Below are 16261 nucleotides of genomic sequence, written 5' to 3' on the forward strand. Positions count from 1 at the left end.
ATGGGTACAGTGAGAAACGCGCGCGTTAACCAGGGCGGCCCCAAGTGCGCCGGCATCGTCGGCCTGGGCCTCATCGGCGGCAGCTTTGCCCGCGGCTATGCGCAGGCGGGCGTCCGCGTGCTGGCCTGGGACCCCGATGACGATGTCATGACGGCCGCCAGCATGGGCACTGTCGCCGGAGAGCTTAACGACAAGACGCTCGGCGAATGCGACATCATCGTCCTTGCCTGCTATCCCGAGGCATGCATCGAGTGGCTCGAGGCGCACGCCCAGGCGCTCGCCGACGCCACCGACACCGAGGCCATCATGGGCCCCGTGGTGATCGACACGGTGGGCGTCAAGGGCATCGTGTGCGAGCGCGCCTTTGAGCTAGCCCGCGAGCACGGCTTTTACTTTGTGGGCGCGCACCCCATGGCGGGCACGCAGTACTCGGGCTATGCGCACTCCCGCGCCGACCTGTTCCAGGGCGCCCCGCTCGTGCTCGTACCGCCCGCGGTGGACGATGCGCTCAAACTGGAGCTTTTGGGCCAGGTGCGCGAGATGGTACGCCCCTTGGGCTTTGGCAAGTTCAGCGTGACCAGCGCCGCCGAGCACGACCGCGTCATCGCCTTTACGAGCCAGCTCGCGCACGTCGTCTCCAACGCCTATGTTAAGAGCCCGACCGCTCAGGTCCACCACGGCTTTTCGGCCGGTAGCTACCGCGATCTCACCCGCGTGGCGCACCTCAACCCGCAAATGTGGTCCGAGCTCATGATCGACGACGCCGACGCGCTCGCCTTCGAGATCGACCATCTGATCGAATCGCTTGGCGCCTACAGCCGCGCGCTCAAGGACCGCGACCAGCGCTATCTGGAGAATCTCCTTGCCGAGGGCGACCGCATTAAGCGCGCACTCGACGACGAGGCCTCCCACTAGACCACCCACCACGCCAGGTCGAAAGGACCGAAGCTTATGGCGATTACCATCGATATCGACACTGCACGCCCCTACCAGGTGCATGTTGGCACGTTTTTGCTGGAGCAGGCGGGGCCGCTCGTGCGCGCCACCGCCGGCGGCACCAAGGCCGTCATCGTGACGGACACCAACGTGGGCCCGCTCTACCAGATGCCCGTTAAGCAGAGCCTGGAGGCGTCAGGCTACGAGGTGAGCATCTGCACCTTCGAGGCCGGCGAGGCCCATAAGCGCGCTGAGACCTACGTTGCCATTTTGGAGTTTGTGGCCGAGCGCGAGCTTTCGCGCTCCGACGTGATCGTGGCACTCGGCGGCGGTGTCGTGGGCGACATGGCGGGCTTTGTGGCCGCCACCTACATGCGCGGCTGCAAGTTTGTGCAGATCCCGACGAGCCTGCTCGCCATGGTGGATTCGTCGGTGGGCGGCAAGACCGCCATAGACCTGGCTGCCGGCAAGAACCTGGCCGGCGCCTTTTGGCAGCCGAGCGTGGTTATCGCCGACGTGGGGTGCCTGGCCACCCTCACGCCCGAGCAGTTCGCCGATGGCTGCGGCGAGGTCGTCAAGCACGCCGTGATCGCCGACCCGGAGCTTTTCGCCGAACTGGAGAAGACCCCGCTCACGCTGGAGCTGCTCAACCGCGATGTGGCCCGCGTAGCGCTCATCATCGCCCGCAATATCGACATCAAGCGCGCCGTGGTCGTCGCCGACGAGCGCGAAACCAACCAGCGTAAGCTCCTCAATTTTGGACATAGCGCCGGGCATGCCGTCGAGGCCTGCGAGCACTTTGAGCTCGGACACGGCAACTGCGTTTCAATCGGCATGGGCATCATCACGCGCGCCGCGGCCCTGCACGGCATCTGCGACGCCGAGCTGCCGGGCCGCATCGAGGAGCTCTGCGCACGCCACGGTCTCAAGACCCGCTGCGAGCTTTCGGCCGACGCCGTCTTTGCCGAAGCACTGCACGATAAAAAGCGCGCCGGTGACACGATTGACCTGGTAATTCCGCACGGCATTGGCCGTTGCAGCATCGACCGCACGCCGCTTTCCACCTTCCACGATTTAATTGCCGAGGGCCTCGGCCAGAAGGGAGACGCTTCCGCATGCTAGCCCGCATCACCCCGTCCCCGCTCAAGGGCACCGTTCCCGCCATCGCGTCCAAGTCGATGGCGCATCGCCTCATCATCTGCGCTGCGCTTGCCAACGGCGAGACACACGTCACCTGCAATACCACCTGCGCCGACATCGAGGCTACGGTGCGTTGCCTTACGGCCCTGGGTGCTCGCATCGAGACCGTCGAGGACGGCTTCCAGGTCCACCCCACCATGAAGAGTGTTGAGTTTGGCCTGCTCAAGGCCCTTGCCGGCGGCACGCTTGACTGCGGCGAAAGTGGATCCACGCTCCGCTTTATGCTGCCTGTCGCCTGCGCGCTGGGTGCGGATGCCACCTTCGTAGGCCAGGGCCGCCTGGGCGCCCGCCCGCTCTCCCCGCTCTCGGACGAGATCATCGCCGCCGGCTGCGACCTACAGGGTCTGGGCGGTTTTCCGCTCAAGACGAGCGGACGCATGCGCCCGGGCACCTTTGTGCTTCCGGGCAACGTGAGCTCGCAGTATATCTCCGGCCTGCTGCTGGCAGCCCCGCTGCTGGCCCAGCCCTCCTGCGTGCAGGTAACCGGCCTCATTGAGAGCCGTCCCTACATCAACCTGACGATCCAGGCCATGAAGGCCTTTGGCGTCGAGGTCAACGTCGAGCGTATTCCGGCCAAGGACGGCCAGCCCGAAGTCACGAACTTCCGCGTGAGCAGCGGCTCGTACCGCACGCCCGGCAGCGTAGCCGTCGAGGGCGACTGGTCCAACGCCGCCTTTTGGCTGTGCGCCGGCGCTATCGGCGCCGACCCCATCACCGTGGAGGGCGTATCCCTGAGCTCCGCGCAGGGCGACCGAAACGTGCTCGCCGCGCTTTCGCGCTTTGGCGCCCGCATCGTGCGCTCCACCAACGCCGCCACCGTGAAGTCCGACAAGCTCGCCGGCTTTGAGATGAGCGCCCACGACATTCCTGACCTGGTGCCCGTCATCTCGGCCGTAGCCTCGCTGGCGCAGGGCCGCACCTTTATCCACGATTGCGCCCGTCTGCGCATCAAGGAATCCGACCGCCTGGTCACGACCACCCGCGAGCTCACCGCGCTGGGCGCGCAGGTGCGCATTGCCAGCGATGACCTCATCATCAAGGGTGTCGATGCCTTCACCGGCGGCGAAGTCGATTCGCACAACGACCATCGCATCGCCATGATGGCCGCGATCGCCGCGAGCCGCGCCACCGGCGAGGTCGTGATCCACGGCGCCGAGGCCGTCAACAAGTCCTATCCCGATTTCTTCGACCACTACCGCCTGCTGGGCGGCAAGGTCACACTCGAGGAGGAATAGCATGTCCTCGACCTTTGGCAACGTCTTGCACTTAAGCATCTTCGGCCAGTCGCACTCCCCCGCCATCGGCTGCTCCCTCGATGGCATTCCGGCGGGCATCGCTGTTGACCAGGGGCGGCTGCAGGCCTTCCTTGACCGTCGTGCCCCCGGTCGCGACGAGACCGCGACCAAACGCCGCGAGGCCGACGCCGCCCACATCATCGCCGGTGTGGTCGATGGACATACCACCGGCGCGCCCATCGCCGCGATTATCGAGAACACCAACACGCGCTCCAAGGATTACTCCGAGCTGCGCCGCAAGCCCCGCCCCGGACATGCGGACTTCCCTGCGCGCGTGAAGTATCACAACATGCACGATGTCGCCGGTGGCGGGCACTTCTCCGGCCGCCTAACGGCACCCCTGTGCATCGCCGGCGGCATTGCGCTGCAGGCACTCGAGGCCCGCGGCATTAAAGTAATGGCGCACGTCGCGCAGATCGGCGGTATCTCCGACCTGCCGATGGACGATATGGTCTATCGCGAGGCCGACCGCAAAGCGATCCAAACGAACGATCTTCCTTGCATTGACGCCGCCGCAGCCGGCCGCATGCGCGAGGAGATCCTAGCCGCACGCGACGAACTCGACAGCATCGGCGGCATCGTGGAGTGCGGCATTTATGGGCTTCCCGCGGGCATCGGCGACCCCATGTTCGACGGCATCGAGAACCGCATCGCGCAGATCGCGTTTGGCATTCCCGCCGTAAAGGGCGTGGAGTTTGGCATGGGCTTTGCCGTGGCCGCCATGCGCGGCAGCGAGAACAATGATCCGTATCGCATCGATGCCGAGACCGGCGAGATCGAGGTCGAGTCCAACAACGCCGGCGGCATCCTGGGCGGTATTTCGACCGGCGCGCCCGTCATGTGGCGCATGGCCGTAAAGCCGACGCCCTCCATTGGCCGCGAGCAGCAGACGGTGGACATGGACGCTATGGAAAATGCCGAGCTCTCGGTCCACGGCCGCCACGATCCCTGCATCGTCCCCCGAGCTGTCCCCGTAGCCGAGGCAGCCGCCGCCCTTGCCATCTGGGACGCCCTCCTCGAAGACGCCGCCCAGCGCTAACTACCCACCCCTCAACATCCCCCGACACGTGAAAGGGGTCTCCATGGACCTTGCTGACATCCGCCAGGCCATCGATGCCATCGACACCACGCTCCTCAACAGCTTTGTCGAGCGCATGGACATTGCCACCGAGGTCGCCAAGTCAAAAATCGAGATGGGCAAGGCCGTCTTCGACCCCGCCCGTGAGCGCTCCAAGCTCAACAACCTCGCCAGCCGCGCGCCCGAGCGCTACGAGGCGCAGACCATCACCCTGTTCCGTCTCCTCATGAGCATGAGCAAGGCCGAGCAGCAGCGCTATATCAACGAGCTCAAGGGCATCACGGTCTCGCAAAGGGCACACGCCACGACCGAGGCCTTCGATACGCCCTTCCCCCAGACGGCCACCGTCGCCTGCCAGGGTGTTGAGGGCGCTTACAGTCAAATCGCCGCGTGCAAACTCTTCGACGTGCCCGACATCGCGTTCTTCGAGACCTTCGAGGGCGTCATGCGCGCCGTGCGCGACGGCTTCTGCGAGTTTGGCGTGCTGCCCATCGAGAACTCCACCGCCGGCTCGGTTAACGCCGTCTACGACCTGCTCGCCCAGTTCGACTTCCATATCGTGCGCTCGCTGCGCCTCAAAATCGACCACAACTTGCTCGTCAAGCCCGGCGCCAAGCTTGCGGACGTGCACGAGGTCTACAGCCACGGCCAGGCCATTGCCCAATGCGCCGGCTTTATCGAGGCGCACGACCTGCACGCCACCAAGTACCCCAACACGGCCATGTCGGCCGAGATGGTCGCCAGCTCCGAACGCACCGATGTTGCCGCGATCGCATCGCGCAGCTGCGCCGCACTCTACGGCCTGGAGGTACTGGAGCCCAACATCCAGGACTCGGACAACAACTACACGCGCTTTGTCGTCATCAGCCGCGAGCCACGCGTCTACCCCGGCGCCAACCGCGCCTCGCTCATGATTACCACGGCCAACGAGCCGGGCGCACTCTATCGCGTACTCGAGCGCTTCTACGCGCTCAATATCAACCTCATCAAGCTCGAGAGCCGCCCCATCCCCGGGCACGACTTTGAGTTTATGTTCTACTTTGACCTGGACTGCCCCTTTGGCAGCAAGGCCCTCGATGACCTGCTCGATTCCATCGACGACGTGTGCGAGAGCTTCACCTACTTTGGCAGTTACACGGAGGTGCTCTAGATGACCGATGTCGCCGCAACCCGCCCCTACGGAGTGCTGGGCCGCGTGCTGGGCCACAGCTACACCCCGACCATCTACAAGGAGCTCGCGGGGCTCGAGTACGTACGATTTGAGCGCGAGCCCGAGGACCTCCAGGCTTTTATGACGGGTGACGAATGGGAGGGCACCAACGTGACCATCCCCTACAAGCGCGCCGTCATGGAATACCTGGACGAGCTGAGTCCACTCGCCGAGCGTATGGGAAACGTCAACACCATCACGCGCCTGCCCGACAGCCGCCTGCGCGGCGACAACACCGACTACTTTGGCTTCCAATGCCTGGTCGAGGAGCTGGGCGTCGAGGTTGCCGGCAAGAAGGCCCTCGTGCTCGGTGCCACCGGTGGCGCCGGCACCACTGCCAGCATGGTGCTCGGCGACCTGGGCGCCATCGTCGTGCCGGTCGGCCGCACGAGCGAAGTCAACTACGGCAACATCGCGCAGCAGTCCGACGCCGCCCTGCTCGTCAACTGCACGCCCGCCGGCATGTTCCCCCACTGTCCCGATGCCCCCTGCACGCTCGAAGGACTTAATGCGCTCGAGGGCATCATTGACATCGTCTACAACCCCGCCCGCACGGGCATGATGCTCGAGGCCGAGCGCTGCGGTATCCCTTGCATCGGCGGCCTGCTGATGCTCGTGGCCCAGGCGGCACAGGCTGTCGAGCGCTATACCGGCCAGATTACCCCGCACGAGCGCATCCTGGACGTAACGGAGCGTCTGTACTGCCGCGAACAGAACATCGCGCTGATCGGCATGCCGGGCTCGGGCAAGACCCGCGTAGGTGAGCAGATTGCCCTGCTCACGGGTCGCGAGCACATCGACCTGGACCGCGCCCTCGAGGAGCGCCTGGGCATGCCCTGCGCCGACTTTATCGTCGAGCGCGGCGAGGCGGCCTTCCGCGAGCAGGAGACGGCGGCGCTGGCCGACATCTCCAAGCGCAGCGGCCTGGTGCTTTCCACGGGTGGCGGCGTGGTCACGCGCGACGAGAACTATCCGCTGCTGCACCAGAACAGCCAGATCGTGATGCTCAACCGCAAGCTCGACGAGCTCGCCCACAAGGGCCGCCCCATCACGGCGCGCGATGGCATCGACAAGCTCGCCGAGCAGCGCATGCCGCGCTACCGCGCTTGGGCCGACTACATCATCGACTCACGCGACTGCGCCGCCAACACCGCCCAAGCCCTCCTCGACACCCTCCCACCCGCTCTCTAACCAAAACCACCACAAAGGGGACAAGCACCTTTGTGGTGGTTTTCCAACCGCAAAGGAAACATCCATGAAAGCACTCGTCATCAACGGCCCCAACCTCAACATGCTCGGCATTCGCGAGCCGGGCATCTATGGCAGCGACAACTACGACCGCTTAGTGCAGATCTGCCAGGAGGCAGGTGCCGCACAGGGCTTTAACGAGGTCGAGGTCTTCCAGTCTAACCACGAGGGCAGCATCGTCGACAAGATCCAGGAGGCCTACGGCAAGGTCGACGGCATCGTCATCAACCCGGCGGCATACACGCACACGAGCGTCGCGATCCTCGACGCCCTCAAGGCCGTCGCCATCCCTGCCGTCGAGGTCCACATCAGCGCCGTCGAGACCCGCGAGGACTTCCGTCAGGTGAGCTACGCCCGCCTGGCCTGCTTCGCCACCATCACCGGCGAAGGCCTCCAAGGCTACGCTCACGCGTTAGAGCTGCTGAAAGAGCGTCTCGAAAAGTAGCCTCGCGAGCAAATCCATCAACGCGATTCGCACGCCAATAATGCCAGTGCCGCCAGCAGCAACCTCACTACTGGCGGCACTTTATTACTGGCATATAATCGTTGCAGTCACAAAACGTCTGGAGACGCTCATGTTAAGCATCCATCTGGGAGATTACCCCCGTTCCATCTACGATACCGAAACCTATTTTAGGAACTCATACCTGGATTCCTGGTTCGAGGACCCTATGGCAGCGCAGATGATTAAAGGCGTTGACGGTTCAGAGCTCATCGGCCCCCACAACATCATCAGCAAACAGCTCGGTTCGATTACGCCCCTCGAGCTTTCCGGCGGCGTTAAAACGCTACTTCTGGTGCGCAATCTCCCAAACATGGTGTTCAATGCATCCACTTGCGGAGATAACTGCGCCCGCTGGCTGCTCAAAATTGGCAAAGAACAGGATGTGCTGGTAACCCTTTACCACATCATGAAATTCCCCTGGAGGCATTTTGAGATTCGCATTAATAACGATGGCCGCATCGTTAGAAACATGCAGGAGTTTGTCGGCGCCACGAATGACTTTTTGGATGTTGATGAGTAATGAAGGGAACACACACTGTTGTCGTGGAGCGCGCAAAAGTCAAATACACGCTCACCTTTAAACGCAATATTTCCTTCATCCGTGGCAACAGCGGCACGGGCAAAACGACGCTCATCTCGATGATTCGCGACTACAACGACCGAGGACCGGAAAGCGGCGTTGCACTTAGCTCCGACGTGCCTTGCGAAACGCTTTCCGGCAGACGCTGGGAGCGCGAGCTGTCGATCATCGAAGATTCAATCGTCTTTCTAGATGAGGGCAACGAGTTTATCTACTCAAAGGACTTCGCCAAAGCCGTAAACGGCTCATCCAACTATTTTGTCCTGATATCTCGTCGAGACGCCAGCGAACTCCCCTACAGTGTCGACGAAATCCTAAAGCTGGTAAACACCACGAGTAAAACAATCAATGGCCGAAAGAGCGATAAACGCTTCTACTCGGTAACAAAACCGATATACAGCCACACGGCAAGCATGCTATATCAGGACCTAAATGTTGGATTCGAAATACCCGATGCCGTGGTTGTGGAGGACAGCAAGTCTGGTTATCAGTTTTACAACGCTCTTTGCAAACGGCTCGGAATCCCCTGCTATACGGCCACCGGCGTTGCGAATCTAAAACGTACGATTCACGAATGCCCCGAGCAAAACGTTCTTGCCATAGGAGACGGCGCAGCGTTTGGTCCCTACATCGAAAAAGTGCTCGGACAGCGCGTTTACAAGAACGTTCGCCTATTCCTCCCGGAATCGTTTGAGTGGACACTCCTGCGCTCCGAGCTCATACCCAGCAGCGACATTCCCAAAATCCTCGAGGACCCCTCAAGCTATATCGAAAGTCGCGATTATTTAAGCTGGGAGCGGTTCTTCACCGATGTGCTGGTCAAATACTCAGCAGACACTCGCTACGCTTACAAAAAGGCGCGACTCAACGAGCAGTACCTAAAGCCGCAGGCAATGAATGCCGTATCGAAAGTCTTACCGGAGTGTTTGAAGACGAATTAGCAGATTCTTTAAATCATCTAGAAACCGGGGCTATGCACATGAGCTGAAGCCGCTGAAAGAAAGCCTACAACACGCCTGGTACACTAATCCTTGGAAAAGAATTATCAGGTTTATTTGTCCCAAATCTTAAGTAACTGTTTGATTACATACAAAGGAGCACATCCATGTCCCAGTACGATTACCTCGTCGTCGGCGCCGGCCTCTCTGGCGCCGTCTTTGCCAATGCCGCCAGGCGCGCCGGCAAGTCGGTCCTGGTCATCGATCGCCGCGACCACATCGCCGGCAACGTCTACACCGAGGACGTCGAGGGCATCCAGGTCCACCGCTACGGCGCGCATATCTTCCACACCTCCATGAGGGACGTCTGGGACTACGTCAACCGCTTCGCCGAGTTCAACAACTACGTCAACTCGCCGGTAGCCAACTTCCATGGCGACATGTACAACATGCCCTTCAACATGAACACCTTCGCCAAGATGTGGCCGGGCGTCGTCGCGCCGGCCGATGCCAAGGCCAAGATCGCCGAGCAGGTGGCCGCCGAGAACATCGGCGAGCCGCAGAACCTCGAGGAGCAGGCGCTGTCGCTCGTCGGCCGCGACATCTTCGAGACGCTCGTGAAGGGCTACACCGAGAAGCAGTGGGGCCGCGACTGCCGCGACCTGCCCGCGAGCATCATCAAGCGCCTCCCCTGCCGCTTCACCTACGACAACAACTACTTCAACGACCGCTACCAGGGCATCCCCATGGGCGGCTACACCAAGATGGTCGCCAACATGCTCGAGGGCGTCGAGGTGCGCTGCGGCGTGGAGTACAAGGAGCTGATCGCCGCCGAGCCCGATATCGCCGCCAAGACGATCTACTGCGGCCCCATCGACGCGTTCTACGACTTTAAGCTGGGCACGCTGGAGTACCGCAGCCTGCGCTTTGAGACCGTGACGCTCGACGAGCAGGACCACCAGGGCGTGGCCGTGGTCAACTACACCGAGCGCGAGGTCCCCTACACCCGCATCATCGAGCACAAGCACTTCGAGTTCGGCACGCAGGACAAGACCGTCATCACGCGCGAGTACCCGGCGGACTGGAAGCCCGGCGACGAGCCCTACTACCCCATCAACGACGCCAAGAACGAGGCCCTCTACAAGCAGTACGAGGAGCTAGCGGCACAGGAAGGCGACGTGATCTTCGCCGGTCGCCTGGGCGGCTACAAATACTACGACATGGACAAGGCCATCGCCGCAGCCTTCGATCTCGTCCGCAACGAGCTAGGCGTGGAGCCGACGGAGGCGTAGAGACAAAGGTGCATTAGCTAGCCATCATAAGCAAACAGAATGCCCGGTGCAGCGCGAACGCTGCACCGGGCATCTTTCTGTGACGATGAAAGCGCGCCACAGTCCAAATTAACAAATATGGCCGCAAGTCATCGCCATGTCTTGGGGTCTGTGTTTAAACAATAGCATGCCCATGCGCCCAAATAGCAAAGACCCGGCATTAAACCGGGTCTTCAAAAACTCTCTGGTGCTCCATGGCGGATTCGAACCGTCGACCTTGGGATTAGAAGTCCCCTGCTCTATCCAACTGAGCTAATGGAGCATATAACCGCACGCCCAAGCAAGCGCAAGCCTGTCAGGCGCAAGTAATTATAACCTAGTTGAACTGCTCGCGGTACGCCTTACAGACCTCATCGACCGGGCCGTCCATGCGAAGGTCACCCTTCTCGATCCAAACGGCACGCTGGCAGATGCGCTCAACCTGCTCCATGGAGTGCGAAACGAACAGAACCGTCACGTCGCCGCTCTGGATAAAGTGCTGGATACGGTCCTCGCACTTCTGCTGGAAGAACACGTCACCGACGGACAGCGTCTCGTCAACGATCAAAATATCGGGCTCGGTAATCGTCGCGATTGCAAAGGCGATACGCGCAACCATGCCCGAGGAGAAGTTCTTAAGCGGCATGTCGACAAAGTTCTGCAGCTCAGCGAACTCGATTATGCCGTCAAAGTTGGCGTCGATGAACTCCTTGGTATAGCCGAGCAGGGCGCCATTCAGATAGATGTTCTCGCGGGCCGTCAGCTCAGGATCAAAGCCGGCGCCGAGCTCAATCAGCGGTGCGATGTTGCCATGGACCTTAACGCTGCCCTCGCTAGGCTCAAGCACGCCAGCGATAATCTTGAGCATCGTAGACTTACCGGAACCATTGGTGCCAACCAGACCGACAACTTCGCCGCGATGAATATCGAACGAGATGTGCTTAAGTGCCCTAAACTCCTCAAAGAACAGCTCGTGCTTGGCAAGCTTAATGAAGTACTCCTTGAGGTTGGTCAGCGACTCGGACGCCATGTTAAAGATCATGGTGACGTCGTCGACCTCGACAGCCAGAGGCTGCTCGCTGTAATCAACAACAGATTCAGTCATCACAGCACTCCTTAGATGTAGAGGATAAACTTGCGCTCGGACTTATGGAACACGGTGTAGCCAATGACAAGCGCAAGGACCGCCCAAGCGACGCACATACCAAACGTCAAAAGCGAGGGCGTGGTCTGGAACAAGAAGATATCGCGCATAAACTGCAGGTAGTTATACATGGGGTTCGCATACATCAAGATACGCACGAGATGCGGCATTTGCGCAATATAGTCAGTCGTCCAGAAGATGGGCGTAATATAAGTCCACGCCGTAATGACGACGCTCCACAGATGCATAACGTCGCGGAAAAAGACCGTAAGGGCAGAGAGCATCATGCCCAGGCCCATGCAGAAGCACATAAGCAGCAGCAGGCAAACCGGCAGCAGAATCAAATGCCAAGAAGGCATAACGCGGAACCACAGCATAACGATGGCGACGGCGACCAGCGAGAAGGTAAAGTTGACCAGCGAGAAGAGCACCTTCTGCACCGGGAAGACCCAGCGGTGCACCTTAACCTTCTTGAGCAGAGGGGCAGCACCCACGATCGACGTCAGGGCCTGGTTCGTAGACTCGGACATGACGGCAAAGGTAACGTTACCCACGATCAAGTACAGCGGGTACATCTCGGGCGTCATTGAGCCATTGCGGCCCTGGCCAAAAATCGTCGAGAACACGATGGCCATGACGATCATCATCAGCAGCGGGTTGAGCACCGACCATGCGACGCCCAGAACGCTACGGCGATACTTGATCTTAAAATCCTTGGTAACCAGCTGACGAAGGATAAACGCGTCCTTCTCAAATTCGTTCTTAGCAAACGTCGCAGGCAGACTGCGAGCTTCTTGTTGCTTTGTCTGATCCGACACGGATGCAACTCCTTTACTCGTAATCGTTGACAAACGAACAGTATAGACCCGACGGCCATGCAAACGATTCGCGCAACAAAACTGGAGAACTAACCCACATCTTAGGATGCCAGGCCCAAACGGCTATACTTTCTAGGATTGAATGTATAAGGAGCATTAAGTGAATTCTGAATCCATCGCCGTCATCATCCCTTGCTACAACGAAGCGCTCACGATCGGCAAAGTCATCGACGACTTTCACCGCGAGCTTCCGCAGGCGACGGTCTATGTCTATGACAACAACTCGTCGGACGATACCTCACGCATTGCCACCGAGCACGGCGCCACAGTCCGCTTTGAGCCCCGTCAGGGAAAGGGCAACGTGTGCCGCCAGATGTTTCGCGATATCGACGCCGATTGCTACCTGATGGTCGACGGAGACGACACCTACCCCGCCGAGGCGGCCAAGGCCCTCTGCGAGCCCATCCTTAACGGCACGGCCGACATGACCGTAGGCGATCGCCTTTCCAACGGCACCTACGCCGAGGAGAACAAGCGTGCCTTCCACGGCTTTGGCAATAATCTGGTCCGCGCCATGATCAAGTGGATCTATGGCTACAGCTTCGATGACGTCATGACAGGCTACCGCGCCATGAGCCGCCCGTTCGTTAAAACCTTCCCAGTGCTTTCCGAGGGCTTCCAGATCGAAACCGAGCTCTCGATCCACGCCGTCGACCACCGCTGGCGCATCAAAGATGTGCCCATCGAGTACCGCGACCGTCCCGAGGGTTCCGAGTCCAAACTCAACACCGTGAGCGACGGCATTAAAGTCGTTGCGATGATCGGCACGCTGTTCAAGGACTACCGCCCGCTGAAGTTCTTCAGCCTCGTTGCGCTTCTGTTCGCGGTATTCGGCCTCGCCCTGGGCATGCCCATCGTTGTCGAATATTTCCAGACCGGCCTCGTCCCGCGCTTCCCCACCGCTGTGCTCGCCGCCTCGTTTATGTTCCTGTGCGGCCTGAGCCTTGCGACCGGCTTCATCCTAGATTCTGTAGCAAAGGTCGAAAAAAAGCAGTGGGAGGTCAACGTGTACAGCAAATACGCCTACGACGACCAGCCCGGCCACCCTACTTCCATGCCAAGCGAGAGGTAGATCTTCCGCAAAATACTATTGGCACCACTGCGCAGATAGCCACCAACAAGAAAAGCCGCCGTTAAAGAACGGCGGCTTTTACTCTCGAAAAGTTAATAGCGGCTAGAGCGTCTTGATGTACTCCCCCAGCTCTTCCTCCCAGTCGGGCATGTGGAAGCCCGCGGCCTCGAGCTTCGAGAGGTCGAGCGCGGAGTGGACCGGGCGCGGGGCGATGGGGTCCGAGGCGTTCGCGTAGTAGTCGGCGGTGCTGACCGGGACCACGTTCTCCCCGTTGCCGTTGGCGGCCTCGAAGACGGCGCGGGCGATGTCCGCCCAGGACTTCACCGCGCCGGATCCGGTGCAGTCGTAGGTGCCGTAGGGGGCGTGCGAGCCCAGCACGTGGAAGATGGCCTCGGCCATGTCGCGCGTGAAGGTCAGGCGGCCCAGCTGGTCGTCCACGACCGTGACCTGCGCGAGATTGTCCTCGGGGTCGGCGACGCGGTCGGACAGCCCCTTCATGGTCTTGACGAAGTTGCGGCCCTCGCCGATGACCCAGGAGCTGCGCATGATGTAGTGGCGCGGGCAGCCGGCCACGGCGATGTCGCCGGCGGCCTTGGTCTGGCCGTAGACGGACAGCGGGGAGAACGGCTCGTCCTCCGTATGGACCTCGGCGGTGCCGTCGAAGACGTAGTCGGAGGACACGTGGACGAGCGTGATGCCGTGCCCGGCGCAGGTGCGGGCGAGCAGGGCCGGCCCCGTCGCGTTGGCCTTCCAGGCGGTCACGCGGCCCTCGGGGGCCTCCGCCTTATCCACGGCCGTGTAGGCGCCGCAGTTGATGACGGTGCCGTAGAGCGACCAGTCGTATTCGGAGTAGGCGTCCGGGTCGGACATGTCGAAGGTGTCGATGTCGCAGAAGTCGAAGTCCTTCGCCACGCCGCGCTCCTCGGCGAGCTTTCGCACCGCATGGCCCAGCTGGCCGTTGCAGCCGGTGACGAGGGTGCGCTTCGGCGCCATCGGGATGACGTCCCTCAGCATCGGGTGGTTGAGGTCGGCCTCGGAGACGGTGGCCTGGTCCAGCGGGATCGGCCACTCGATGGCGAGCTCGGGGTCGGCGAGGTTCACGAAGGTGTAGGTCTTCTTCAGCTCCAGCGACCAGTGGGCGTCCACCAGGTAGGTGTAGGCGGTGCCGTCCTCCAGGGCCTGGAAGGAGTTGCCCACGCCGCGCGGGACGTAGATGGCCCTGGACGGGTCGAGCGTGCAGGTGAACACCCTGCCGAAGGTCTCGCTGCCCTCGCGCAGGTCCACCCAGGCGCCGAAGACAGAGCCGCGCGCGACGGAGATGAACTTGTCCCAGGGCTCCGCGTGGATGCCGCGGGTGACGCCGCGGCTGTCGTTGTAGGAGACGTTGTTCTGGACGACGCGGAGGTCCGGGATGCCGAGTTCGGTCATCTTGGCGCGCTGCCAGTTCTCCTTGAACCAGCCGCGCGAGTCGCCGTGGACGGCGAGGTCGACGACCTTGAGGCCCTCTATGCCGGTCTCGGCGACGGCAAGTTCCTTCTCGAATGAGATGTCAGCCATGTGGTTAATTCCAATCGTGTTGCGGGCGCCCCTCGCGGTGCCGCAGGATCATCCCCATGCCCTGCGGCACCGCGAGGGGCGCTCGAAAAGGTAAACGTCCGGGAATCCGGGCCTACTGCCCCTGCGCCCTGTAGCGGGCCTCGGTGGCCTCCTTGGCCGGGCGCCACCAGGACTCGTTGGCCACGTACCAGTCGATGGTCTGCTTGAGCCCCTCGGCGAAGTCGGTGTGCGCCGGCCTCCAGCCCAGCTCGCGCTGGAGCTTGGTGGAGTCGATGGCGTAGCGGCGGTCGTGGCCGGGGCGGTCGGCGACCCAGTCGAAGTCCTCGGGATCGCGTCCCATCGCCTCCAGGATCATGCGCAGGACCGTGATGTTGTTCCTCTCCCCGTCGGCCCCGATGAGGTAGGTCTCCCCCATGCGGCCGCGGGTCAAGATGTCCCAGACGGCCGAGGAGTGGTCCTCGGTGTGGATCCAGTCGCGGACGTTCTCGCCGCGACCGTAGAGCTTGGGGCGCACGCCGTCGACGATGTTCGTGATCTGCCTGGGGATGAACTTCTCCACGTGCTGGTAGGGGCCGTAGTTGTTGGAGCAGTTGGAGATCGTGGCGCGCAGGCCGTAGGTGCGGGTCCAGGCGCGCACGAGCATGTCGGAGCTGGCCTTGGTACTCGAGTACGGCGAGGACGGGTGGTACGGCGTCTCCTCGGTGAACTTCGCCGGGTCGTCGAGCGCCAGGTCGCCGTAGACCTCGTCGGTGGAGACGTGGTGGTAGCGGATGCCGTACTTCCTCACGGCCTCCAACAGGCGGAAGGTGCCCTCGACGTTGGTGCGCAGGAAGGGCTCCGGGTCCGCGATGGAGTTGTCGTTGTGGCTCTCGGCGGCGTAGTGGACGATCGCGTCGTGGCCCGGCACCAACTCATCGAGCAGCTCGGCGTCGCAGATGTCGCCGACGACGAGCTCCACGCGGTCGGAGGGCAGGCCCGCGATGTTCTCGGGGTTGCCGGCGTAGGTCAGCTTGTCCAGGACGGTGACGTGGACGCCCGGGTGGTTGTTCACGACATAGTGGACGAAATTGCTGCCGATGAAGCCGCAGCCGCCCGTGACGATGATGTTCTTAGGTTCAAAAATCTCAGACATGAAAATCCAATCTGAAGCATGTACAGCTTCTTTAGTATGCCGCAGGAAGTGATGCCGCGACACTATTCAACAAAACTATCGGACATTTCGGCACGCGATAAGAGCCATAACCTTCGCAGAATTACTTCCCCTACAAAACGCCTCCGGAATGCAGTCTTTGTCGTACCGGAAGACCGAA

The 16261-nt window shown here is 61.4% G+C and carries 15 protein-coding genes and 1 tRNA gene; 11 read left to right on the forward strand and 5 right to left on the reverse strand.

Translation table 11 applies throughout. The features are described from left to right. The 10 genes from DXD16_RS01165 to glf all read left to right on the forward strand — a co-directional run bounded on the left by DXD16_RS01165 (position 1) and on the right by glf (position 10282). Positions 1-915 carry a prephenate dehydrogenase/arogenate dehydrogenase family protein gene (locus DXD16_RS01165; protein WP_117564237.1) on the forward strand — a complete coding sequence of 305 codons (915 nt, stop codon included), beginning with the start codon at positions 1-3 and terminating at the stop codon, positions 913-915. Positions 916-951: 36 nt separating this feature from the next. Further along, entirely contained in the window at positions 952-2058 is a 1107-nt protein-coding gene (gene aroB, locus DXD16_RS01170; protein WP_117654842.1) for a 3-dehydroquinate synthase, read from the forward strand. Further along, entirely contained in the window at positions 2052-3371 is a 1320-nt protein-coding gene (gene aroA, locus DXD16_RS01175) for a 3-phosphoshikimate 1-carboxyvinyltransferase (protein ID WP_117654843.1), read from the forward strand. Before aroB ends, aroA begins: the two co-directional genes overlap by 7 nt. 1 nt (position 3372) lies before the next feature. Beyond that, entirely contained in the window at positions 3373-4470 is a 1098-nt protein-coding gene (gene aroC, locus DXD16_RS01180) for a chorismate synthase (RefSeq protein WP_117654844.1), read from the forward strand. Between the two features lie 43 nt (positions 4471-4513). Further along, complete coding sequence (locus DXD16_RS01185; RefSeq protein ID WP_117654845.1) at positions 4514-5659, forward strand: bifunctional chorismate mutase/prephenate dehydratase; 1146 nt, start codon at positions 4514-4516, stop codon at positions 5657-5659. Then, the gene (locus tag DXD16_RS01190; protein ID WP_117654846.1) at positions 5660-6910 is read left to right on the forward strand and encodes a shikimate kinase; all 1251 of its coding nucleotides are present in this window, start codon (positions 5660-5662) and stop codon (positions 6908-6910) included. A gap of 64 nt (positions 6911-6974) precedes the next feature. Beyond that, positions 6975-7412 carry a type II 3-dehydroquinate dehydratase gene (gene aroQ, locus DXD16_RS01195; protein ID WP_117654847.1) on the forward strand — a complete coding sequence of 146 codons (438 nt, stop codon included), beginning with the start codon at positions 6975-6977 and terminating at the stop codon, positions 7410-7412. 130 nt (positions 7413-7542) lie between these two features. Beyond that, positions 7543-7992 (forward strand): DUF4869 domain-containing protein, encoded by a 450-nt coding sequence (locus DXD16_RS01200; protein WP_117654848.1) that lies wholly within the window; start codon positions 7543-7545, stop codon positions 7990-7992. Then, positions 7992-8993 carry a translation initiation factor 2 gene (locus tag DXD16_RS01205; RefSeq protein WP_117654849.1) on the forward strand — a complete coding sequence of 334 codons (1002 nt, stop codon included), beginning with the start codon at positions 7992-7994 and terminating at the stop codon, positions 8991-8993. Before DXD16_RS01200 ends, DXD16_RS01205 begins: the two co-directional genes overlap by 1 nt. Before the next feature lie 164 nt (positions 8994-9157). Continuing rightward, positions 9158-10282, forward strand: coding sequence for a UDP-galactopyranose mutase (glf, locus tag DXD16_RS01210; protein WP_117654850.1), 1125 nt, complete (start codon positions 9158-9160; stop codon positions 10280-10282). A gap of 224 nt (positions 10283-10506) precedes the next feature. Here the strand turns inward: glf and DXD16_RS01215 are convergent. From DXD16_RS01215 to DXD16_RS01225, 3 genes are all read right to left on the reverse strand, one after another. Beyond that, a tRNA-Arg gene (locus DXD16_RS01215) sits at positions 10507-10583 on the reverse strand. 54 nt (positions 10584-10637) lie between these two features. Further along, on the reverse strand, positions 10638-11405 hold the full coding sequence (locus DXD16_RS01220; RefSeq protein WP_022094777.1) for an ABC transporter ATP-binding protein: 768 nt from the start codon (positions 11403-11405) through the stop codon (positions 10638-10640). 11 nt (positions 11406-11416) lie between these two features. Further along, complete coding sequence (locus DXD16_RS01225) at positions 11417-12262, reverse strand: ABC transporter permease (protein WP_233502550.1); 846 nt, start codon at positions 12260-12262, stop codon at positions 11417-11419. A 160-nt stretch (positions 12263-12422) separates the two neighbouring features. On the opposite strand from DXD16_RS01225, the gene DXD16_RS01230 reads away from it, so the two are divergent. After that, the gene (locus tag DXD16_RS01230) at positions 12423-13394 is read left to right on the forward strand and encodes a glycosyltransferase family 2 protein (RefSeq protein ID WP_117654851.1); all 972 of its coding nucleotides are present in this window, start codon (positions 12423-12425) and stop codon (positions 13392-13394) included. Positions 13395-13496: 102 nt separating this feature from the next. Here DXD16_RS01230 and DXD16_RS01235 read toward each other — a convergent pair whose 3' ends face one another. Then, positions 13497-14951 carry a sugar nucleotide-binding protein gene (locus DXD16_RS01235; protein ID WP_117654852.1) on the reverse strand — a complete coding sequence of 485 codons (1455 nt, stop codon included), beginning with the start codon at positions 14949-14951 and terminating at the stop codon, positions 13497-13499. Positions 14952-15063: 112 nt separating this feature from the next. Continuing rightward, a complete protein-coding gene (gene rfbB, locus DXD16_RS01240; RefSeq protein ID WP_117654853.1) occupies positions 15064-16083 on the reverse strand; it encodes a dTDP-glucose 4,6-dehydratase in 1020 nt (339 codons plus the stop codon). Positions 16084-16261 lie beyond the last annotated feature (178 nt).

Source organism: Collinsella sp. TF11-5AC, assembly GCF_003436775.1.
GTDB lineage: Bacteria > Actinomycetota > Coriobacteriia > Coriobacteriales > Coriobacteriaceae > Collinsella.